The following is a 19,869-nucleotide window of genomic DNA, read 5'->3' on the forward strand; positions in this document are numbered from 1 at the left end:
ATAAAACAAATTCTAATAAATATTACGAAGAAGAAGGGGTGTATAGATTGTCCCAATACGAAACACCATTGTTTACCGCTTTAGTTGAGCACAGTAAGCGAAATCCCGTTCAATTCCATATTCCAGGTCATAAAAAAGGACAGGGCATGGATCCAACATTTCGCGAATTTATTGGGCATAATGCATTAGCAATTGATTTAATTAACATTGCGCCACTCGATGATTTACATCATCCAAAAGGTATGATTAAAGAAGCTCAGGATTTAGCCGCCGCTGCTTTCGGTGCAGATCATACTTTCTTTTCTATTCAAGGTACAAGTGGTGCAATTATGACAATGGTGATGAGCGTTTGCGGCCCTGGCGATAAAATCCTCGTGCCACGAAACGTGCATAAATCTGTAATGTCAGCTATTATTTTCTCAGGTGCAAAACCGATTTTCATGCATCCTGAGATTGATCCGAAGCTTGGTATTTCACACGGGATCACAATGCAGTCTGTCAAAAAAGCTCTCGAAGAGCACTCAGATGCAAAAGGCTTACTTGTTATTAATCCAACATACTTTGGGTTTGCTGCAGATTTAGAGCAGATTGTAAAATTAGCTCATTCTTATGATATTCCTGTACTTGTTGATGAGGCTCACGGTGTTCATATCCATTTTCATGATGAACTACCAATCTCGGCTATGCAAGCAGGTGCAGATATGGCAGCAACAAGTGTTCACAAATTAGGAGGGTCTTTAACCCAAAGCTCTATTCTTAATGTAAAAGAAGGCCTTGTGAACGTAAAGCATGTCCAATCCATTATTAGCATGCTTACGACAACATCAACTTCTTACATTTTGTTAGCATCCCTTGATGTTGCTAGAAAACGTCTTGCTACAGAAGGAAAAGTTCTCATAGAACAAACAATACAATTAGCTGAACATGTTCGTGATGCTATTAATGCTATTGAGCATCTTTATTGTCCTGGAAAAGAAATGCTAGGAACAGATGCTACTTTTAACTATGATCCTACAAAGATAATTGTATCTGTAAAAGATTTAGGTATTACTGGCCATGAGGCTGAAGTATGGCTTAGAGAACATTACAACATTGAAGTAGAACTCTCTGATTTATATAACATACTTTGTCTTATCACTTTTGGAGATACCGAAAGTGAAACTGATACACTTATCACAGCATTACAAGATTTAGCAACAACATACAGAAATAGAGTAGATAAAGGTGTTCAAGTACAAGTAGACATTCCAGAAATACCTGTGCTAGCACTCTCTCCTAGAGATGCTTTTTATTCAGAGACGGAAGTCATTCCATTTGAAAACGCAGCAGGTCGTATAATAGCTGATTTTGTTATGGTTTATCCGCCAGGGATTCCAATCTTTACTCCGGGGGAAATTATTACACAAGAAAACTTAGAGTATATTCGTAAAAATTTAGAAGCAGGGTTACCTGTACAAGGACCCGAAGATATGACGTTACAAACATTACGTGTTATTAAAGAGTACAAGCCTATCAGTTGATAGGCTTTTCTTTCACCTTTTTTTCCTTTTCTCATACGATATTAAAGAATGTAACGTATAGGTGGGGATACTATTATGATTGTAATAGGCCGTTCTATTGTACATCCTTATATCACAAATGAATATGAGCCCTTTGCAGCTGAGAAACAACAAATTTTATCCATAATGGCAGGAAATCAAGAAGTTTATTCCTTCCGAACAGCTGATGAACTCAGCTTTGATCTTAATTTACGAGTTAACATTATTACTTCCGCGCTAGAACTTTTTCAAAGTGGATTTCAGTTTCGTACATTTCAACAATCTTTTTGCAACACTCAGTTTTGGGAAAGAACATCACTTGGCGGATTTAAACTACTTCCAAACATACCGCCTTCCATTGCCATCCAAGATATTTTCAAAAACGGAAAACTATATGGAACTGAATGCGCAACCGCTATGATAATTATTTTTTACAAAGCATTACTATCATTGTATGAGGAAAAAACTTTCAACCGGCTATTTGCAAACCTTTTACTTTATACATGGGACTATGATCATGATTTAAAGCTCATAACAAAAACGGGTGGCGATCTTGTTCCAGGCGATCTCGTTTACTTTAAAAATCCACAAGTGAATCCAGCTACAATCGAGTGGCAAGGAGAAAACACAATCTATTTAGGAAATTTCTTTTTTTACGGACATGGCGTAGGTGTAAAAACAAAAGAGGAAATTATCTACTCATTAAATGAACGACGAGTCCCTTATGCATTTATTTCGGCTTTCTTGACTGATACTATTACTCGTATCGATAGTCGTATTATGAGCCACTACAGTTCGCCTAGCACACCACAAACATCAATAGGATTTATTCCAATTAGAGATGATGCAATCGTTGCAACAGTCGGACATACAACTACAATCTATTAAAAAAACGCCTACATGTGTAGGCGTTTTTTCTTCATTATTAAGCTTTTGAGTGTTCCTTTTGGTCACATTCGCAATGAGATCCACATTTCCCATAAAGTACTGTTGATTTTTCATCTTCAAAATGTCCGATTGTTCCTTCACATACTTGGCATACGATTGTTCCCATTTTTCATTTCCCCCTGAGTTTTAATAATAATCTACTTATTTATAATTAAGCTTTCGCATTGTCTCTATTAGCACATTCACAATTTGTACCACATTTCCCGTAAAGCACTGTCGTTTTTTCATCTTCAAAATGTCCGATTGTTCCTTCACATACTTGGCATACGATTGTTCCCATTTTTCATTTCCCCCTAAGTTTATGGTCCTAAAAACTTTTAGCTGTCCATTTCCTATCAATTATTGGGCTTTTGTATGCTCTGTGTGATCACATCCGCAAGATCCACATTTCCCGTAAAGTACCGTTACTTTCTCATCTTCGAAGTGTGCAATTGTACCTTCACAATCTTGACATACGATTGTTCCCATTTTTCATTTCCCCCTAAGTTTATAATCCCAAAAACTTTTTGTAACCGCTTAACTTTCTGTCTTTATTTTAATATGTTATACTTTTTACGTCAATAGGTTTTTAGTATAACACATTAAATATTTTAAAATTAAATTAGTATGCGATATTAACACAAAAAAACAGTCATATCTCATACGTACGACTGTTTCTTGTTAATTATTCTTCATACTCCGCATGCAAAGAAGTAGACGGAACAAGAAATTTAAAAAACTGAGCTAGCTCCTCTGCCTCCTCTTCCGACCCTAACTTAAAAGTTTCTTGTATATAAGGAACATTTTCCACATCATCTCGTCCAAGCAAAGTAGATCTCCCTGTTTGCATACAAACAATAAGTGGCTTTCCAAAAAACATATTTGTATAAATAACTCCAAAATCATAACGTGTATCATGCGTCATAAATCCTAAAAATCGTACCTTCACACTTTCATGCTCATCATACAATTTTTCAAACATCAGTTTCCACCTTTCTCAATAACATTTCCTACTCAATAATATATTAAACAAAAAAAGTAATACTCCTTTTAATTGTCAAAAAATTCAGTAGGATGTAGAATGATATTATTCTACTAAACAAGGGGGTAAATTTGTATGCAACACGCCTTTATCACACTTGTACCTAAATCCAATCAACAATCTGTTTCAATAGAGGATGTCAAACATCTTTTTCATAACTATAAAACCGTTACTTCCAAGACTGGTGATCAAATTAATTACGCCTATACAAATACAGCTTTTCCTTATGAAATATTAGATACATCAGCAACAACATTAAAGCTCCAATCGAGTCACGACCGATATAATTCTATTTATGTGGGGATTGGAATAAAAAAGGAACAATCTTTCATACAGATTTCTTTACCCACCACAGCAACATTTGGCGATAAAGGAAAAGCAAATGAATTTAGCCGTTTTCTAGCGAAGAAATTGGAAGGAGAATTACAATTATTTAATGGAAGAACAATGTATTTCTATAAACGTTAATTTAAAAAATAGAGAATATGATTAAAAAAAGTATGCAATTTGAACACGTAAGGAATAATGCCTGTTTCCTTACGTGTAATACAAAACATGCAATCACATATGCCAAATAAAGAAATACGAAAAAGAGAATTACTTTATAATGAAACTTATCACCATTCGATAATGTTAATACGATGGAAAAACCACTCCATAATAGAAAATGATAAAATATAACATGTAATATTCTCATGGAACCTTCTCCTTTGACATGCTCTATTTTATTAATATATGGGATTAAGTTTGAATCAATTACATATTATATGAAAGTATATACTGCTTTTGGATTAACGTATGTTCTGACGATTCATTTAAAGTATTATATATATTCATTCGACAAGTACATATAAAGACCTTGCAAGCCATTATATTAAAATAAAAATAACCCATCTCTTTAAATAAGAGATGGGTTATTTACATTACTTAAATTATTTTACAATGTGAATTGGCATTCCAAGAGCAACTTCAGCTGCTTCCATTGTGATTTCACCTAATGTTGGGTGAGCATGGATTGTTTGAGCGATATCTTCTGCTGTCATTCCAGCTTCGATAGCTAAACCAATCTCAGAGATAATATCAGAAGCGCCTGCACCTGCAACTTGTGCACCTACAAGAAGACCATCTTCTTTACGTGTTACAAGTTGTAAGAAACCGTCAGTGCTGTTTAATGATAACGCACGACCGTTTGCAGCGAATGGGAACTTAGATACAGCTACTGTCATTCCTGCTTCTTCAGCTTGTTTCTTAGTGTAACCAACAGATGCTAATTCTGGATCAGTGAAGCATACTGCAGGAATTCCGATGTAATCGATAGCTGATGCATGGCCACTAATTGCTTCAACAGCTACTTTACCTTCGTAAGAAGCTTTGTGAGCTAATGGTGGTCCAGGAACGATATCACCGATTGCATAGATGTTTGGTACGTTTGTACGGCATTGCTCATCGATTTCGATGATACCGCGGTCAGTCATTTTAACTCCAACTTGCTCAAGACCGATTTCTTGAGTGTTTGGACGACGACCTACAGTTACTAATACGTAATCTGCTTCTACAGTTTGGATTTCACCTTTAACTTCGAAGCTAACTTTTACGCCAGTTTCTGTTTCTTCAACGCCTTTAGCCATAGCTTTTGTATGGATATTTACGTTACCTTTCTTTTGAAGAGCACGTTTAACAACAGAGCTCATTGCTTTTTCGAAACCAGCTAAGATTTCGTCGCCAGCTTCTACTACAGTAACTTCTGTACCGAAGTTAGCATATGCAGTACCTAATTCCATACCGATGTAACCGCCGCCGATTACAACAAGTTTTTTAGGAATTTCAGGTAAGCTTAAAGCGCCTGTAGAGTTGATAACACGTTTAGAGTATTTGAATCCAGGAATTTCGATTGGTGTAGAACCAGTTGCAAGAACAGCATTTTTAAACGTATAAGTTTGTGCTGCATCTTCAGTCATTACGCGTAATGTGTTAGCATCTACGAAGTAAGCTTCACCGCGAATGATTTCAACTTTGTTACCTTTAAGAAGGCCTTCAACACCGCCAGTTAATTTCTTAACTACGCCGTTTTTCCATTCTTGAACTTTTGTAAAGTCAACTTTTACGTTCTCTGCAGTGATACCCATGTCATCAGAATGCATTGCATTCTCATAACGGTGACCTGCATTGATTAACGCTTTTGAAGGAATACATCCAACGTTTAAGCATACGCCACCAAGGTTAGCTTTTTCAATGATTGCTACCTTTTGACCTAATTGTGCTGCACGAATTGCCGCAACGTATCCACCAGGACCTGCACCAACAACGACTGTATCTAATTCAATTGGGAAATCTCCTACTACCATTGTTATTACGCCTCCATTACTAATAATTGTGGGTCATTCAATAGACGTTTAATTTGGTTTAATGCTTTTTGAGCAGTTGCGCCGTCAATTAAACGATGGTCAAAGCTTAGAGATAATGCTAATACTGGAGCTGCAACGATTTCACCGTTTTTCACAACTGGTTTCTCAGCGATACGGCCGATACCAAGGATTGCTACTTCTGGGTGATTGATAACTGGAGTGAACCATTGTCCACCTGCAGAACCAATGTTTGTAATTGTGCAAGAAGCACCTTTCATTTCAGCTGGAGCTAAACGACCGTCACGTGCTTTACCAGCAAGTTCATTAATCTCGTTAGAGATAGTAAAGATAGATTTACGATCTGTATCTTTAACAACTGGTACTAATAGACCTTTGTCTGTATCAGCTGCGATACCGATGTTGAAGTAATGTTTATGAACGATTTCTTGAGAAGCATCGTCTAAAGCAGTATTCAACATTGGGAATTCACGTAATGCAGATGTTAAAGCTTTTACAACGTATGGAAGGTAAGTTAATTTAATACCTTTGTCAGCTGCAACAGCTTTGAACTTCTTACGGTGAGCAACAAGTTCTGTTACATCTACTTCATCCATTAATGTTACGTGAGGAGCTGTATGCTTAGAGTTAACCATTGCTTTTGCAATCGCTTTACGGATACCACTCATTTTCTCACGAGTTTCTGGATATTCACCAGCTGGGATTGGTTGTGCTTTTGGTGCTTCTTCTTTCGCTGCTGCTGGAGTAGCTTCTACTGCTGCTGGAGCCTCAGTTGCTGCTACAGTTTGTCCACCATTTGCAAATGCATCGATGTCAGTTTTCACAACGCGGCCGTTCTTACCAGAACCAGCTACTTTATGAATATCTACACCTTTTTCACGAGCATATTTACGAACAGATGGCATAGCGATAACGCGCTCATTTACTACTTCTGCAGTTGCTGCTGGAGTAGCTTCCGCTGCTGGAGCTTCTACTGCTGCTTCTTCAGCTGCTGGAGCCGCATCATGATCGTCACCTTTAAATTTAAGGTTTTCGTATCCAGGAGCATCAAATTTAATTAATGTATCTCCTACAATTGCAACTGTTCCTTCTTCTACAAGTACTTCAAGTACTTTACCTTTAACAGGAGAAGGGATTTCTACTACTGCTTTATCATTTTGTACTTCAAGAAGTACATCGTCTTCATTTACTTCATCGCCTGGTTTAATAAACCATTTTACGATTTCACCTTCGTGGATACCTTCACCGATATCTGGTAGTTTAAATTCAAATGCCACGGAATTCAGCCCCCTGATTCATTTCATTATTATGGAATATGTACAAAAGAAACCAGCATGTGCTGATTTCTTTTGCACATGAAAAACTAAAAATTAGAAGTTCATTACTTTGTTAACAGCTTCAACAATATCTTTGTGGTTTGGTAACCATACGCTCTCAGCTTGAGAGAATGGGAATACTGTATCAGCAGCTGCAACACGTACAACTGGAGCTTCTAAGTTTAAGATTGCACGATCATTAATTTCCGCTACAACGTTAGCTGCAATACCAGCTTGTTTTTGAGCTTCTTGAACTACAACTACGCGACCTGTTTTTTCAACAGAAGCGATGATTGTTTCGATATCTAATGGTTGAACTGTACGTAAGTCAACAACCTCTAAAGAGATACCTTCTTTTTCAAGTTCTTCAGCAGCTTTTAATGCAGCGTGAACCATAGCACCGTAAGCGATAACAGATACATCTGTACCTTCACGTTTGATATCAGCTTTACCTAAATCAATTGTGTAATCGCCTTCTGGTACATCTTGACGGAATGAACGGTATAATTTCATATGCTCTAAGTAAATAACTGGATCGTTGTCACGAATCGCAGAGATTAAAAGACCTTTTGCATCGTATGGAGTAGATGGAATAACAACTTTTAGACCAGGTTGTTGTGCCACTAATCCTTCTAAGCTATCAGCATGTAGTTCAGGAGTATGAACACCACCACCGAATGGAGAACGAATTGTTACTGGAGCAGTCCAACGTCCACCAGAACGGTAACGCATACGAGCTAATTGACCAGAAACTGAATCCATTACTTCATAAATGAAACCGAAGAATTGGATTTCTGGAACTGGACGGAAACCTTCAAGTGCAAGTCCAACTGCAAGTCCACCAATACCAGACTCTGCAAGTGGAGTATCCATTACACGATCTTCACCAAATTCAGCTTGTAAACCTTCAGTAGCACGGAATACTCCGCCGTTTACACCAACGTCTTCACCAAACACAAGTACGTTAGGATCATTTTTCATTTCAACGCGTAAAGCATCAGTGATTGCTTGAATCATTGTCATTTGAGCCATGGCTTACTTCGACTCCTTTTCTTTGTAAATTTCATATTGTTCAGCTAAGTTGTAAGGCATTTTTTCGTACATGATTTCCATTAAATCAGTAACTTTTTGTTTTGGAGCTTGGTCAGCCTTAGCAATTGCTTGTTTGATATCTTCTTTTGCTTCTTCGATTACTTTCTCTTCAACTTCTTGAGACCATAGGCCTTTGTTTTCTAAGAATGCACGGAAGCGTACGATTGGATCTTTTTGTTCCCATTCGTTTTCGATATCTTTTGTACGGTAACGAGTTGGGTCATCACCAGCCATTGTATGTGGACCATAACGGAATGTTAAAGTCTCGATTAAAGTAGGGCCTTCGCCGTTTACTGCGCGCTCACGAGCGAAAGCAGTTGCTGCGTATACAGCTAATGGATCCATACCGTCTACTTGAATTCCGTAAATACCTGCTGCTACTGCTTTTTGTGCTACAGTTTTAGCTGCAGATTGCTTTTCTACTGGAGTAGAGATTGCATAACGGTTGTTTTGTACAACGAAGATTGCTGGAGCTTTGAATGCACCCGCAAAGTTCATACCTTCGTAGAAGTCACCTTGTGAAGCACCACCGTCACCAGTGTAAGTAATTGCAACAGATTTTTTACCACGTAATTTCATACCTAACGCAACACCAGCAGTTTGGATGATTTGCGCACCGATAATGATTTGTGGAGCAAGTGCATTTACATTCTCAGGCATTTGGTTACCCATGAAATGTCCACGAGAGAATAAGAATGCTTGATATAATGGTAGACCGTGCCATACTAATTGTGGCACATCACGATATCCTGGTAAGATGAAATCTTCTGCTTCAAGTGCGAAATGACTTGCTAATTGAGAAGCCTCTTGTCCAGCAGTTGGTGCGTAGAAACCTAAACGTCCTTGACGGTTTAAAGAAATAGAACGTTGATCTAGTACGCGAGTATACACCATACGGCGCATTAATTCTTTTAATTGATCATCAGATAATTCAGGCATAGCTGCTTCATTCACAACTTCGCCTTTTTCATTTAAAATTTGTAATGTTTCAAATTGAGCTGCAATAGCTTTCATTTGCTCATCAACATTAAATAGGGTCTTTTTTGTTTTAGTACCCATTCCGTTCACCTCTTCCTCTCTTGAACCATATTCTGAAACGCTTTCACTATCTATTGGCTAGACTGAAAGCGCAACAATGTAAACCAACAAATTTGTCTGTCGGTTGAGAATAATTTTGTGTACCTAACAATCTGTACTAATGTTTTTTCAAAAACATATTAATACAATCTTGATCACGTTTTTTAGTTTACAACTATTCTAATTACGATGTCAATTACTTTGAATACGTTTTTTTATAAATAATATGCAGGTTTCCTCTACACAAACGTGTTTTTATTTTTCACATCTGTATTAGTAAGCAATAGCCTACTGTTATATTATTCCCTTTTTAACTTATTTTTTCTCTTAGAATAATATGTAAACGATTTAATTCTCTTTAGTTTTTCTCTCTTCTCAATAAAATTATACAAACACTTCTTCCTTTTATAGGTAAATACCTATACATTTCTGACCCGTCCTCCATACATTATAGTAACCGCAGTATAGCGGGAAATGATAAAGGAGGTCATCTCATGTACGGATACTCATATTGCTATCCAACAACTTGTTCATATCCTTCCTACGGTTATGGCGGTTCTTGTGGCGGGTCTGGATGCGGCTTCGCCTTAATTGTTGTGTTGTTTATCCTTTTAATTATCGTTGGTGCTGCTTGCATTCGCTAATGTAAATTGAAACAACTATGGAAAGAAACAGACGGCTTTGCCGTCTTTTCTTTTTAATACATAACTTATCTATAGAAGATTTGTTTCCAAATAGCTCTTCCTTACTTGCCGATGACTTTTTTTATCTCCTTTGGTAGACTAAAGAAGAAAGGAGAGATTACATATGCTTACAATGAATGAGGTAATTCGTGAAGGAAATCCTATTTTGCGCGATGTCGCAGAAGAGGTCTCCTTACCTGCTAGCGAGAAAGATACAAATACCCTTAAAGAAATGATTGAATTTGTAATAAATAGCCAGGACGCTGAAATGGCTGAAAAATATAATTTACGCCCCGGAATCGGATTAGCGGCTCCGCAAATCGGTATTTCAAAGAAAATGATTGCGGTTCATGTAACTGATACGAACGGTACGTTATATAGCTACGCATTATTTAACCCAAAAATCATTAGTCATTCTGTTGAACGTACATATTTACAAAACGGTGAAGGCTGTCTATCTGTAGACCGTGAAGTACCTGGTTATGTCCCTCGTTACACAAGAATTACAGTAAAGGCAACAACTATTAACGGGGAAGACGTAAAACTGCGATTAAAAGGTTTACCAGCAATTGTATTCCAACATGAAATCGACCATTTAAACGGTGTTATGTTCTATGACCATATTAATAAAGACAATCCATTTGCGGCTCCCGATGATTCAAAACCTCTAGAGCGATAATAATAAAAAGGCGGAAGTTAACCTTCCGCCTTTTTATTATCTGAAATGGGTTCCATATTCACTTATAACAATCCAGCCCATTTTAATCCATGATATATACCGTCTTCACTTACATCGTTTGTCACATGATTTGCAAGTTTTTTCAAGTCTTCATGACCATTTCCCATCACAATACCTGTGCCTACTGCTTCAATCATTTCTAAATCGTTTAAGCCATCCCCAAATGCATACACTTGTTCACGGTTAAATCCTAATTTTTCAATGAACTTCTCAATCCCTTTTGCCTTAGAACCACCATTTGGAATGATGTCCATTGAATACGCATGCCAACGAATAAAATGAAAATCTGGATACTGATTAATGAACTTTTCCTCTTCATTTACTTCACAGAAAAGAAGCGTTTGATAAATATCACGTTTCTCATAAAAATCAGGTTCATATGCCGGATGATCAAATTGCAAGCTTCCAAAACCTTCTTTTACATAATCATGATATTCCACTGACGCTCTCATCTCTTGATGGTCAAGATATACAAGTGGATATCCTTCTTGTTTTGCAAACTGGGTAAACTTATGCAGAGCCGCTGGGTGTAACGGATTATTAAATATTGTCTCACCTTCAAATACAACGTACTGTCCATTAAAACTAACATAATTATGTATATTGAGTTCCTTACGAATATCTTCAAACATAAATGGCGCACGCCCTGTCGCGATTGCTACGTGCACACCTTTTTCTTGTAAATCTTTTACTGCATCACGTGTAGATTGTGGAATTTTTTTATCATGATCTAATAATGTTCCATCAATATCAAAAAAGACAATTTTATCATTCATTTGTCAAAATCCTTTCTGGCACTCTATATTCCTATTTTGATTATCACTTTTCAAATTTCAAAAAAAAGTATAACATATTAAACATCTGTGAAGAAAGCGTTCACTTTCTGACCTTATTTATGAAATATGCATATAATATTAGTAAAAAATGTGGATACTTGTTCGGATGAATTTTCTTTTCTATTCTTCCTCATACTATATCTATAACTAACGGCTACTAATCGTTACTACAGGATAACTTACACTATACTAAAAAGAACAAGATTCACTATTCACTTCTAATCTTCTTTCTTGTACGGGAGACGGAGTTATCATTAGTAACATGCATGTTTAAAATAAGGAAAGGAAGGAGTAATCATGCTGAAGAAGCTGAAGAAAAAGCTCAAGCGTTATTTAAACGATTTAGTCCGTAAGAAGACAATCGCTTAAATTGTGCCCATTTCGGGCTTTTTCTTCATTCTCGTTCGAAAAAACATGAAAATCATGACTGTTTGCTTTATAATAAGTAACAGATAATGCAAAACATAGACAAGGAGAGGTTTTCCCAATGATTTTTAAAGTATTTTATCAAGAAAAATTAACTGAGGTCCCAGTACGTGAAAATACAAAAGTTTTATATTTAGAGGCTACGTCTCAAAAGGATGTTCGTAAAAAATTACAAAAGTTCGCATATAATATCGAGTTCGTTCAGTCTGTTACTGGTGCTCATCTTGAATATGAAAAACAAAACGCTGATTTAATATTAGCGGAGATCGTATAGTCATATGAAATTCCTAAAAAATGATCAAGCTGCCGTTTTTGCCCTCGGTGGTCTTGGTGAAATCGGTAAAAATACATATGCTGTTCAATTTCAAGATGAAATTATTATAATTGACGCTGGAATTAAATTTCCAGAAGACGAACTCCTCGGGATCGATTATGTAATACCAGATTACACTTATTTTGTGCGAAACGAAGATAAAATTAAAGGGTTATTCATTACACATGGTCACGAAGATCATATTGGTGGAATTCCTTATCTATTACGTCAAGTAAACATTCCAATTTACGGCGGAAAATTAGCAATTGCCCTAATAAAAAACAAATTAGAAGAGCACGGATTACTTCGTAAAGCGAAACTTTATGAAATTCAAGAAGATGATGTTATTAAATTTAAAAAGACATCTGTTTCCTTCTTCCGTACAACTCACAGTATTCCAGATTCATACGGAGTTGTTGTGAAAACACCTCAAGGACAAGTCGTTCATACAGGTGATTTCAAATTCGATTTCACACCAGTCGGTGAGCCAGCAGATTTAACAAAAATGGCCGAAATCGGAAAAGACGGTGTACTTTGTCTCTTATCTGATAGTACAAACAGTGAAGTACCAAACTTTACGATGTCTGAGCGTCGTGTTGGTGATAGTATTCAAGATATATTCCGTAAAGTAGAAGGTCGTATTATCTTCGCAACCTTTGCATCAAATATCCATCGCTTACAACAAGTTGTTGAGGCCGCTGTTGAAAACAATCGTAAAGTAGCTGTATTTGGTCGAAGTATGGAAGCAGCTATTGAAATCGGACAAAACCTTGGTTATATCCGATGTCCAAAGGATACATTCATAGACACATCTCAGCTAAACCGCCTACCAGCTAATAAAGTTGTTATTTTATGTACAGGTAGTCAAGGGGAGCCGATGGCAGCACTTTCACGTATTGCCAATGGTACACATCGTCAAATTCAAATTATCCCTGGCGATACAGTTGTTTTCTCTTCTTCACCAATCCCAGGCAATACAATTAGTGTAAGTCGTACAATTAACATGTTGTACCGTGCTGGCGCTGATGTAATCCATGGTAAACTCTCAAATATTCATACGAGTGGACACGGTGGACAAGAAGAACAAAAGTTAATGTTACGTCTTATTAAGCCGAAATATTTCATGCCAATTCATGGTGAATATCGTATGCAGCGTATGCATATGAAATTAGCTAATGATTGTGGTATTCCAGAAGAAAATTGTTTCATTATGGATAATGGCGATGTTCTTGCTTTACGTTCTGATGAAGCAAGCGTAGCTGGGAAAATCCCATCTGGCTCTGTCTATATCGATGGAAATGGTATTGGAGATATCGGGAATATCGTATTACGTGATCGTCGCATTCTTTCTGAAGAAGGACTTGTTATTGTAGTTGTAAGCATTGATATGAAAGAATTTAAAGTTGCAGCAGGACCTGATATCATCTCGCGTGGTTTCGTTTATATGCGTGAAAGCAGCGATTTAATCAACGATGCTCAAACATTAATTACAACACATTTAGAAAAAGTAATGGAGCGAAAAACAACACAATGGTCTGAAATTAAAAATGAGATTACAGACACATTAGCACCATTCCTATACGAAAAAACGAAACGCCGTCCAATGATTTTACCAATCATTATGGAAATATAAGAAAAAGGACAATGCCTCCTCGGCATTGTCCTTTTCTCTTATCTTAAAAAATGCTTAAAACGATCTACTTCATCGTCATGACCAATTACAATTAATATATCTCCCGCTTGAATGTTTTCTGTAGCTCGAGGAGATACGATAACTTCTTTTCCACGTTTAATTGCTACAATGTTCAAACCAAACTTCGCACGAATATCTAATTCAATTAAAGAGTGCCCATCAATTTTTTTATTTGCAATAATCTCTACAATACTATGCTCATCTGAAAGCTCTAGGTAATCTAACACATTACTTGATGCGATATTATTAGCAATCCTTTTTCCCATATCTCGTTCTGGATGCACAATATGATCTGCCCCTATTTTACTTAACACTTTTTCATGATAGTCATTTTGAGCTTTCACAGTAATATTTTTCACACCTAATTCTTTCAAAATTAACGTTGTTAAAATACTTGAATTTAAATTATCTCCAATAGCAACGACTACATGATCAAAATTGCGAATACCAAGACTTTTTAATACCATCTCATCTGTAGAATCTGCAATTACGGCATGCGAAGCTATATTTGCAAACTCATTAATTTTATCCTCATCTGAATCAATTGCCATTACTTCCATACCTAATTGAGCGAGTTCTCGGCAAATACTTCCACCAAAACGTCCAAGCCCAATAACAGCAAATTCTTTCTCTTTTTCGCCCACAGGAATTCCTCCAATAACATCAAATACTATGTACTTTTATTGTAACATACTTTAGATTCGCTACAAAAACCTGTATATAATTCTTATTTTTGTTTTTGCATATAAAAATACTGTTGTAAATAAAATGCGATACCGAAAATTAACATACCGAATACAAATATATTTCCAAATGAACTAAATGTTTCAAAAACGAACAATAACGTTTCTTGTCCGAAAAAAGCAAATAATAATTGTGTAAATGCGAATAACAATGCCAATATATAATGATGTTGATGGAATAAATAATGTGTTGCGCCTAAAAAAGCTATAAACGAAACAATAAAAATCCACCAAGTTTCTAAAAACAGTTGCCAATTAGTAAATTGATATCCATTTACTAATATCGCAATAATTCCTATAACTGCCATCGTCGGCACACTCCATAATAATGCACGCCCTCTAAAGAAGCGTGTACCTTTTGCATCGCCTTTTTCATTTGCAATGTATGTTAGCACGACAGTACTTATATACAAAACAGACAGGATTGTTAAAACAATAATAAGCCAAAAATGTAATTGATAATATTCATGTTCTATATTCGTCACGATTGCAGCTAACATACATGGAATTAGCATTCCCGTCCAACCATCTACTTTTCTTTCATTCCAAAATACCGTATTACCAATCCGAATTCCTAATAGCATAAAAATAATGATACCTAGCACAAATAATGTAGTCTTATTCCCTACTAAGCTCGTTGAGAAAGCAATTAATCCAATAAATAAAAAAAGAACAAATCCATTCATAATTTCTAGTACAGGTGACAAATATCTTTTCACCCATTTGTATGTTTCTTCATATTCACTATTATTCGCTAAACGATAGGCGTAAAAACTTATCCCAAAATAAACCGCCGCAATAATAACATATGCATATAAGACGAAACATAAAATCGCACTGCTAATTTGCACGTAATTCCCCACCCTTTTTTCTATGTATCACATTAATTTTACACACTTTTCATACTAAAAGTAAACATATATAGGTAGTTAAATAATTATCTTCTCTATTAGCAATAATTAATAATGAGCAGTGGCTAAAAACCCCCTGCTCATTATTAAAACACCAAATGTAACTTTACTCATTTGTATGAAAATGTCTAACACTAACAAATATGAAAGTTATTTTCGTCTCGGAACTAAGAAGTCCCCACTCTAAACTGTTGCACAATTAGCGCGGAAGTTCACTTTCGATTTCCCTTCCACTTCACATATTGATTTAAAAATACAATCGCTTTCTCAATAGCCTCTTCGTCTGGTTTTAATTTCGCATGATGTAAACCATATTCTGAATTTACTCCAAGCCAAAACATAAATCCAGGTATCTCTCGAAGCATATAACCAAAGTCTTCACCTGTCATTGCCTCCGTGCATGTAATTACATCTATATTCGTTTGTTCACGAGTAAATTGCATAAACTCTCTCGTTAACTCTTCATGGTTATACACTTGATGATACATCGCTCCGTAGTCAATAACAGCTTCACATTGAAATGCAGCTTCTATTCCCGCAACAATTGCCTCAATTCGGCTTTTAACACGTTTCATTGAATCCACTGATAACGTTCGAATTGTTCCTTCTAAACGAGACTTTTCTGCGATGATGTTTTGGACTGTACCACCAGTGATTTTCCCAATTGTAATTACCGCACTGTCAAGAGGGTTCACATTACGACTAATAACTGATTGTAGTTGTGTAACGAGATGACTCGCTGCAACAATCATATCATTTGCTGTATGCGGATATGCAGCATGTCCACCTTTTCCTTTTAAATCAACGTATAACTCTGATGTATTCGCAAATAATAAACCTTCTTTTGTAGCAATTGTTCCCACAGAGTATTCAGGCGCAATATGAAGCCCAAGAATCATATTCGGCTTCCATTCTTTTAACTCTTCACTTTCTAACATAGGAAGTGCACCACCTGGACCTTCTTCAGCTGGTTGGAATATAAACACAAGATCATCGTCTATTCTTTCGCTTACAGCCGCTGTTAGAAGGCCTAAACCAATTGTTGTATGCAAATCATGCCCACACGCATGCATCATTCCTTCATGGATAGAAGAGAAGTCATATTCCGTTTCCTCTGTAATTGGTAGACCGTCTATATCTGCACGATAACCTATTATTTTTTCTGGATTTTTCCCATTTACTTTAACAATTACACCTGTTTTCCATGTTTTCACTTCCAAATATTCATTAGGAAGCGTTCCTATATAATCTAAAATATACTGTTGTGTTTTCCACTCTTTAAATCCGATTTCCGGAATTTTATGTAAATCTCTACGAACTTGGACAAACTTACTTACTGTCATTTTTACACCTCCATCTATAAAAAGCGTAAGAGCACATTCATGCTCTTACGCTTTTTGTTTTTTTATTTCTCTGGGTTTAATTGACGAAGCTCTTGTTTAATTTCAGTTTTTGCCTTTGTCTTCTCATCAATTTCTTTAATTACACGTGCTGGAGTTCCCGCAACAACTGTATATGGAGGTACATCTTCTGTTACAACTGCACCAGCTGCTACAACTGCACCTTTACCTACTGTAACGCCTTCTAGAACAACTACATTTGCACCAATTACAACATCGTCTTCAACGATAACTGGTTTTGCAGAAGGTGGCTCAATAACACCCGCAAGTACAGCACCTGCACCTACGTGACAGTTTTTGCCAACTGTTGCACGTCCACCAAGCACTGCGTTCATGTCGATCATAGTACCTTCGCCAATTACAGCACCGATATTAATTGTTGCATTCATCATGATAACAGCGTTGTCACCAATTTCAACATTGTCACGAATAATTGCGCCTGGCTCAATACGAGCTGTAATACCTTTTAAATCAAGCATTGGAATTGCAGAATTACGACGATCGTTCTCAACTACATAGTCAACAATGTGCTTGCTATTTTCATCAAGAATTGTCTTAATTTCAGACCATTCTCCGAATAATACACCAGATTTTTTATTTACAAATGCTTGTACTGTTTCAGGGAATGTTACTTCTTTTAAATCCCCTTTTATGTATACCTTTACAGGAGTTTTCTTTTCACTCTTTTGAATAAACGAAATAATTTCGTTAGCGTCCATCATTTTCATTCTTGTTGCCTCCTAAATCCATTTATAATGTTACTCTACCAAACGATAGGGCGAGTAGCAAGACAATAATCTTATTTTTCCATTTGAATTTCTTCTATAATTTCTAAAAATGCTTGCACTTGCTTCAACTGCCTTGCCGAGTCACTCGTCAATAACCATGTTTCTCTCGTTAATTGAACAGGTGTTTTATACATGTTTTCCTGCACTTCTTTTAAAACAGTCGAAGGTAAAAGAGCATAGCCTATACCATTTAAAACAAGCTGTTTGCACGTTTCAATTTGGTCAACTACAATCGTTCGCTTAGGTGGATTGGAAAATAATCCATACCACCAATTTTGTATTTGTCCATAGTAGGTCGAATCACTTTTAAATTGAATAAAAGGTCTATTTGTCTCTTTTAACATTGTAATATCTTTTATTTCTTTATCAACTAAGTATAATTCATCTTCAAATAATTGTTGCTTCTGACCTTTATATTCTTGTGTCCCTCTTAATATGGCGACGTGAACGTCTCCTTCATAAAATTGCTTTTGCACTTCACTACTCCAGCCAGTAAACAGAGATATCTTCACAGAAGGATACTTATGCACAAATTTTTTCAAAACAGGTGGAAGCCAATATTGACCAATGACTGACGCAACAGCTATTTTTAGCGTACCGTAGGTTTCCGTTCTAAAAAGAGCCAGTTCACTTTTAATATCCTCTTCTTTTTGTAACATTTCTTTTGCATAATTTGCAACTTTTTCCCCTTCAGGTGTAATTGTCAATCCTTTTTGTGAACGAATAAAAAATTTCATTCCCCATTGTTTCTCCATAGATTGTAATCGTTGACTAAGCGCAGGTTGGGAAACAAATAAACGTTCCGCCGCTTTTCTCATATTTGATTCCTGAGCTAACACAACCATCATTTGAAAATCATCGATTTGCAACTTTCTCCCTCTTTCCTTAGCTTCCATACACCTAATTTTAATAAGCATTTCATCTTTAATTTAATTGAACAATTTTATACATTAGAACCGTTTGTTAGTTCAAACTTTTCTTATGTTTTATGTCTTTTTAAATATAATACATACACAACTGATATGCACGAAAAAAAGTGACTTCTCCTTTTCTGTGAAGTCACTTTTCCTATGTTATCGATTATGCTGTCTCACTTTTTTATTCAACAATTTTAAAATAGCTCGACGTGTCAAAATACCCTCGAAGTAACCTTCTTCATTGACAGCGCAAATAAAAGGATGATCAATTGTCATTTCTAAAGCTTTTGCAAAGGAATCTTCTAACATAAGAACTGGAATCTCTTCCTTCATCACTTGTTCCACTTTCATATTCTCAAGTCTTTCAAACTCAATGCGCTCTAATCCTAAAATACCATCTAAAATCATAGCAGTACTAATCAACCCATGTAATTTATACGTAGGGTCTAAAACAGGAATCGCCGAATATCCAGATTTCACAAGAACGAGTAAAGCATGTTCTAAACCATTCCCTATTTGGACATGTGCTACTTTTTCTGATGAAATCATTAAATCCTTCACAAGAATTTGTTGAAACTCATCTTTCGGAATACTAATCATGTTACATCCCCCATTTTCCCTTTTTCCTGCTTACATTCTCTGATCCTATTCACATTTTATGATAGCGTTTTCATATTATTATTTTGTCCTGACATTCTTCTAATAAAAAAGATACACAGTTATTTTAGCATACAACATAAAAAAAAGACTACCATTCCGGTAGCGCTTAATACCCTTTATTTTTTAATCGGTAAAACAATCTTGTGATTTTTTTATATTGTGTCACATCTGTCTGTTTTAAACCATTCTCAATGTCTGTAAGCTCCACCGCTAAAATTTCGCTCGCATAATTTTGCTGAAACAGAATATCCAACAATAAATCTTCTTCTTCTCTCGTTAAAACAAATTCCTTTTCCATATGTCCCTCTCCTTGCCCTCACATCATCACTTTCATTATATAAAATTTTCAACTTATTTAATAGATGTAATATTCAGTTTTTAATAAAAGTATTTAATAACTGCGAA

24 protein-coding genes are annotated in these 19,869 nt (G+C 36.1%); 7 read left to right on the forward strand and 17 right to left on the reverse strand.

Annotated elements, in window-relative coordinates:
- Nucleotides 1-47: 47 nt before the first annotated feature.
- On the forward strand, nt 48-1,520 hold the full coding sequence (speA, locus tag LUS72_RS19620; protein ID WP_141533250.1) for an arginine decarboxylase: 1,473 nt from the start codon (nt 48-50) through the stop codon (nt 1,518-1,520).
- 75 nt (nt 1,521-1,595) lie between these two features.
- Nucleotides 1,596-2,426: a protein-glutamine gamma-glutamyltransferase gene (locus tag LUS72_RS19625; RefSeq protein ID WP_097830877.1), complete on the forward strand. Its 831-nt coding sequence runs from the start codon at nt 1,596-1,598 to the stop codon at nt 2,424-2,426.
- A gap of 37 nt (nt 2,427-2,463) precedes the next feature.
- Here LUS72_RS19625 and LUS72_RS19630 read toward each other — a convergent pair whose 3' ends face one another.
- From LUS72_RS19630 to LUS72_RS19645, 4 genes are all read right to left on the reverse strand, one after another.
- Complete coding sequence (locus LUS72_RS19630; protein ID WP_000536797.1) at nt 2,464-2,592, reverse strand: GapA-binding peptide SR1P; 129 nt, start codon at nt 2,590-2,592, stop codon at nt 2,464-2,466.
- 45 nt (nt 2,593-2,637) lie between these two features.
- On the reverse strand, nt 2,638-2,766 hold the full coding sequence (locus LUS72_RS19635) for a GapA-binding peptide SR1P (RefSeq protein ID WP_000536808.1): 129 nt from the start codon (nt 2,764-2,766) through the stop codon (nt 2,638-2,640).
- A 59-nt stretch (nt 2,767-2,825) separates the two neighbouring features.
- Nucleotides 2,826-2,954 (reverse strand): GapA-binding peptide SR1P, encoded by a 129-nt coding sequence (locus LUS72_RS19640; RefSeq protein ID WP_000536778.1) that lies wholly within the window; start codon nt 2,952-2,954, stop codon nt 2,826-2,828.
- A gap of 196 nt (nt 2,955-3,150) precedes the next feature.
- The gene (locus LUS72_RS19645; protein ID WP_000462037.1) at nt 3,151-3,447 is read right to left on the reverse strand and encodes a DUF3055 domain-containing protein; all 297 of its coding nucleotides are present in this window, start codon (nt 3,445-3,447) and stop codon (nt 3,151-3,153) included.
- Between the two features lie 135 nt (nt 3,448-3,582).
- Between LUS72_RS19645 and LUS72_RS19650 the strand changes: the two genes are divergently transcribed.
- Entirely contained in the window at nt 3,583-3,975 is a 393-nt protein-coding gene (locus LUS72_RS19650; protein WP_097830876.1) for a DUF1885 family protein, read from the forward strand.
- 1 nt (nt 3,976) lies between these two features.
- On the opposite strand, the gene LUS72_RS19655 is transcribed toward LUS72_RS19650, so the two are convergent.
- From LUS72_RS19655 to pdhA, 5 genes are all read right to left on the reverse strand, one after another.
- Nucleotides 3,977-4,204, reverse strand: a complete 228-nt coding sequence (locus tag LUS72_RS19655; RefSeq protein WP_002088334.1) for a hypothetical protein — start codon at nt 4,202-4,204, stop codon at nt 3,977-3,979.
- A 235-nt stretch (nt 4,205-4,439) separates the two neighbouring features.
- A complete protein-coding gene (lpdA, locus tag LUS72_RS19660; RefSeq protein ID WP_061678278.1) occupies nt 4,440-5,852 on the reverse strand; it encodes a dihydrolipoyl dehydrogenase in 1,413 nt (470 codons plus the stop codon).
- Nucleotides 5,853-5,857: 5 nt separating this feature from the next.
- Nucleotides 5,858-7,147: a pyruvate dehydrogenase complex dihydrolipoyllysine-residue acetyltransferase gene (gene pdhC / locus LUS72_RS19665; RefSeq protein WP_264448085.1), complete on the reverse strand. Its 1,290-nt coding sequence runs from the start codon at nt 7,145-7,147 to the stop codon at nt 5,858-5,860.
- A 93-nt stretch (nt 7,148-7,240) separates the two neighbouring features.
- Complete coding sequence (gene pdhB, locus LUS72_RS19670) at nt 7,241-8,218, reverse strand: pyruvate dehydrogenase complex E1 component subunit beta (RefSeq protein ID WP_000068162.1); 978 nt, start codon at nt 8,216-8,218, stop codon at nt 7,241-7,243.
- 3 nt (nt 8,219-8,221) lie between these two features.
- Nucleotides 8,222-9,337, reverse strand: a complete 1,116-nt coding sequence (gene pdhA / locus LUS72_RS19675; RefSeq protein WP_000536893.1) for a pyruvate dehydrogenase E1 component subunit alpha — start codon at nt 9,335-9,337, stop codon at nt 8,222-8,224.
- A gap of 512 nt (nt 9,338-9,849) precedes the next feature.
- Here pdhA and LUS72_RS19680 point away from each other — a divergent pair.
- Together LUS72_RS19680 and def are read left to right on the forward strand one after the other, a co-directional pair.
- Nucleotides 9,850-9,999 carry a YjcZ family sporulation protein gene (locus tag LUS72_RS19680; protein WP_025147739.1) on the forward strand — a complete coding sequence of 50 codons (150 nt, stop codon included), beginning with the start codon at nt 9,850-9,852 and terminating at the stop codon, nt 9,997-9,999.
- A 163-nt stretch (nt 10,000-10,162) separates the two neighbouring features.
- Nucleotides 10,163-10,717, forward strand: coding sequence for a peptide deformylase (gene def / locus LUS72_RS19685; RefSeq protein WP_128853586.1), 555 nt, complete (start codon nt 10,163-10,165; stop codon nt 10,715-10,717).
- Between the two features lie 62 nt (nt 10,718-10,779).
- On the opposite strand, the gene LUS72_RS19690 is transcribed toward def, so the two are convergent.
- Nucleotides 10,780-11,553, reverse strand: a complete 774-nt coding sequence (locus tag LUS72_RS19690) for a Cof-type HAD-IIB family hydrolase (protein WP_097830873.1) — start codon at nt 11,551-11,553, stop codon at nt 10,780-10,782.
- Nucleotides 11,554-12,100: 547 nt separating this feature from the next.
- On the opposite strand from LUS72_RS19690, the gene LUS72_RS19695 reads away from it, so the two are divergent.
- Nucleotides 12,101-12,313 (forward strand): DNA-dependent RNA polymerase subunit epsilon, encoded by a 213-nt coding sequence (locus tag LUS72_RS19695; protein ID WP_000576437.1) that lies wholly within the window; start codon nt 12,101-12,103, stop codon nt 12,311-12,313.
- A gap of 4 nt (nt 12,314-12,317) precedes the next feature.
- A complete protein-coding gene (gene rnjA / locus LUS72_RS19700; RefSeq protein WP_000670372.1) occupies nt 12,318-13,985 on the forward strand; it encodes a ribonuclease J1 in 1,668 nt (555 codons plus the stop codon).
- A gap of 38 nt (nt 13,986-14,023) precedes the next feature.
- Here rnjA and LUS72_RS19705 read toward each other — a convergent pair whose 3' ends face one another.
- The 7 genes from LUS72_RS19705 to abbA all read right to left on the reverse strand — a co-directional run bounded on the left by LUS72_RS19705 (nt 14,024) and on the right by abbA (nt 19,762).
- Nucleotides 14,024-14,689: a potassium channel family protein gene (locus LUS72_RS19705; protein ID WP_000504032.1), complete on the reverse strand. Its 666-nt coding sequence runs from the start codon at nt 14,687-14,689 to the stop codon at nt 14,024-14,026.
- Nucleotides 14,690-14,772: 83 nt separating this feature from the next.
- Nucleotides 14,773-15,639: a cytochrome C oxidase assembly protein gene (locus tag LUS72_RS19710; RefSeq protein ID WP_097830872.1), complete on the reverse strand. Its 867-nt coding sequence runs from the start codon at nt 15,637-15,639 to the stop codon at nt 14,773-14,775.
- 272 nt (nt 15,640-15,911) lie between these two features.
- Nucleotides 15,912-17,042, reverse strand: a complete 1,131-nt coding sequence (locus tag LUS72_RS19715) for an N-acetyldiaminopimelate deacetylase (RefSeq protein WP_097830871.1) — start codon at nt 17,040-17,042, stop codon at nt 15,912-15,914.
- 62 nt (nt 17,043-17,104) lie between these two features.
- Nucleotides 17,105-17,827, reverse strand: a complete 723-nt coding sequence (gene dapD, locus LUS72_RS19720; RefSeq protein WP_097830870.1) for a 2,3,4,5-tetrahydropyridine-2,6-dicarboxylate N-acetyltransferase — start codon at nt 17,825-17,827, stop codon at nt 17,105-17,107.
- 71 nt (nt 17,828-17,898) lie between these two features.
- Complete coding sequence (locus tag LUS72_RS19725) at nt 17,899-18,783, reverse strand: transcriptional regulator CcpC (protein ID WP_097830869.1); 885 nt, start codon at nt 18,781-18,783, stop codon at nt 17,899-17,901.
- Nucleotides 18,784-18,960: 177 nt separating this feature from the next.
- Nucleotides 18,961-19,404 (reverse strand): cyclic-di-AMP-binding protein CbpB, encoded by a 444-nt coding sequence (gene cbpB / locus LUS72_RS19730; protein WP_000623577.1) that lies wholly within the window; start codon nt 19,402-19,404, stop codon nt 18,961-18,963.
- A 166-nt stretch (nt 19,405-19,570) separates the two neighbouring features.
- Nucleotides 19,571-19,762: an antirepressor AbbA gene (gene abbA, locus LUS72_RS19735; protein WP_071771533.1), complete on the reverse strand. Its 192-nt coding sequence runs from the start codon at nt 19,760-19,762 to the stop codon at nt 19,571-19,573.
- Between the last annotated feature and the right edge of the window lie 107 nt (nt 19,763-19,869).

Source organism: Bacillus cereus, assembly GCF_025917685.1.
Lineage (GTDB): Bacteria > Bacillota > Bacilli > Bacillales > Bacillaceae_G > Bacillus_A > Bacillus_A cereus_AT.

What these genes read in the sequence shown, in the direction of transcription:
- pdhB (WP_000068162.1), bottom strand. Translation starts at nt 8,218, where the DNA reads ATGGCTCAAATGACAATGATTCAAGCAATCACTGATGCTTTACGCGTT.
- LUS72_RS19715 (WP_097830871.1), bottom strand. Translation starts at nt 17,042, where the DNA reads ATGACAGTAAGTAAGTTTGTCCAAGTTCGTAGAGATTTACATAAAATT.
- pdhA (WP_000536893.1), bottom strand. Translation starts at nt 9,337, where the DNA reads ATGGGTACTAAAACAAAAAAGACCCTATTTAATGTTGATGAGCAAATG.
- LUS72_RS19645 (WP_000462037.1), bottom strand. Translation starts at nt 3,447, where the DNA reads ATGTTTGAAAAATTGTATGATGAGCATGAAAGTGTGAAGGTACGATTT.
- LUS72_RS19690 (WP_097830873.1), bottom strand. Translation starts at nt 11,553, where the DNA reads ATGAATGATAAAATTGTCTTTTTTGATATTGATGGAACATTATTAGAT.
- LUS72_RS19650 (WP_097830876.1), top strand. Translation starts at nt 3,583, where the DNA reads ATGCAACACGCCTTTATCACACTTGTACCTAAATCCAATCAACAATCT.
- cbpB (WP_000623577.1), bottom strand. Translation starts at nt 19,404, where the DNA reads ATGATTAGTATTCCGAAAGATGAGTTTCAACAAATTCTTGTGAAGGAT.
- LUS72_RS19725 (WP_097830869.1), bottom strand. Translation starts at nt 18,783, where the DNA reads ATGGAAGCTAAGGAAAGAGGGAGAAAGTTGCAAATCGATGATTTTCAA.
- lpdA (WP_061678278.1), bottom strand. Translation starts at nt 5,852, where the DNA reads ATGGTAGTAGGAGATTTCCCAATTGAATTAGATACAGTCGTTGTTGGT.
- LUS72_RS19655 (WP_002088334.1), bottom strand. Translation starts at nt 4,204, where the DNA reads ATGAGAATATTACATGTTATATTTTATCATTTTCTATTATGGAGTGGT.
- LUS72_RS19695 (WP_000576437.1), top strand. Translation starts at nt 12,101, where the DNA reads ATGATTTTTAAAGTATTTTATCAAGAAAAATTAACTGAGGTCCCAGTA.
- def (WP_128853586.1), top strand. Translation starts at nt 10,163, where the DNA reads ATGCTTACAATGAATGAGGTAATTCGTGAAGGAAATCCTATTTTGCGC.
- LUS72_RS19680 (WP_025147739.1), top strand. Translation starts at nt 9,850, where the DNA reads ATGTACGGATACTCATATTGCTATCCAACAACTTGTTCATATCCTTCC.
- LUS72_RS19630 (WP_000536797.1), bottom strand. Translation starts at nt 2,592, where the DNA reads ATGGGAACAATCGTATGCCAAGTATGTGAAGGAACAATCGGACATTTT.
- LUS72_RS19640 (WP_000536778.1), bottom strand. Translation starts at nt 2,954, where the DNA reads ATGGGAACAATCGTATGTCAAGATTGTGAAGGTACAATTGCACACTTC.
- rnjA (WP_000670372.1), top strand. Translation starts at nt 12,318, where the DNA reads ATGAAATTCCTAAAAAATGATCAAGCTGCCGTTTTTGCCCTCGGTGGT.
- abbA (WP_071771533.1), bottom strand. Translation starts at nt 19,762, where the DNA reads ATGGAAAAGGAATTTGTTTTAACGAGAGAAGAAGAAGATTTATTGTTG.
- LUS72_RS19635 (WP_000536808.1), bottom strand. Translation starts at nt 2,766, where the DNA reads ATGGGAACAATCGTATGCCAAGTATGTGAAGGAACAATCGGACATTTT.
- LUS72_RS19625 (WP_097830877.1), top strand. Translation starts at nt 1,596, where the DNA reads ATGATTGTAATAGGCCGTTCTATTGTACATCCTTATATCACAAATGAA.
- dapD (WP_097830870.1), bottom strand. Translation starts at nt 17,827, where the DNA reads ATGAAAATGATGGACGCTAACGAAATTATTTCGTTTATTCAAAAGAGT.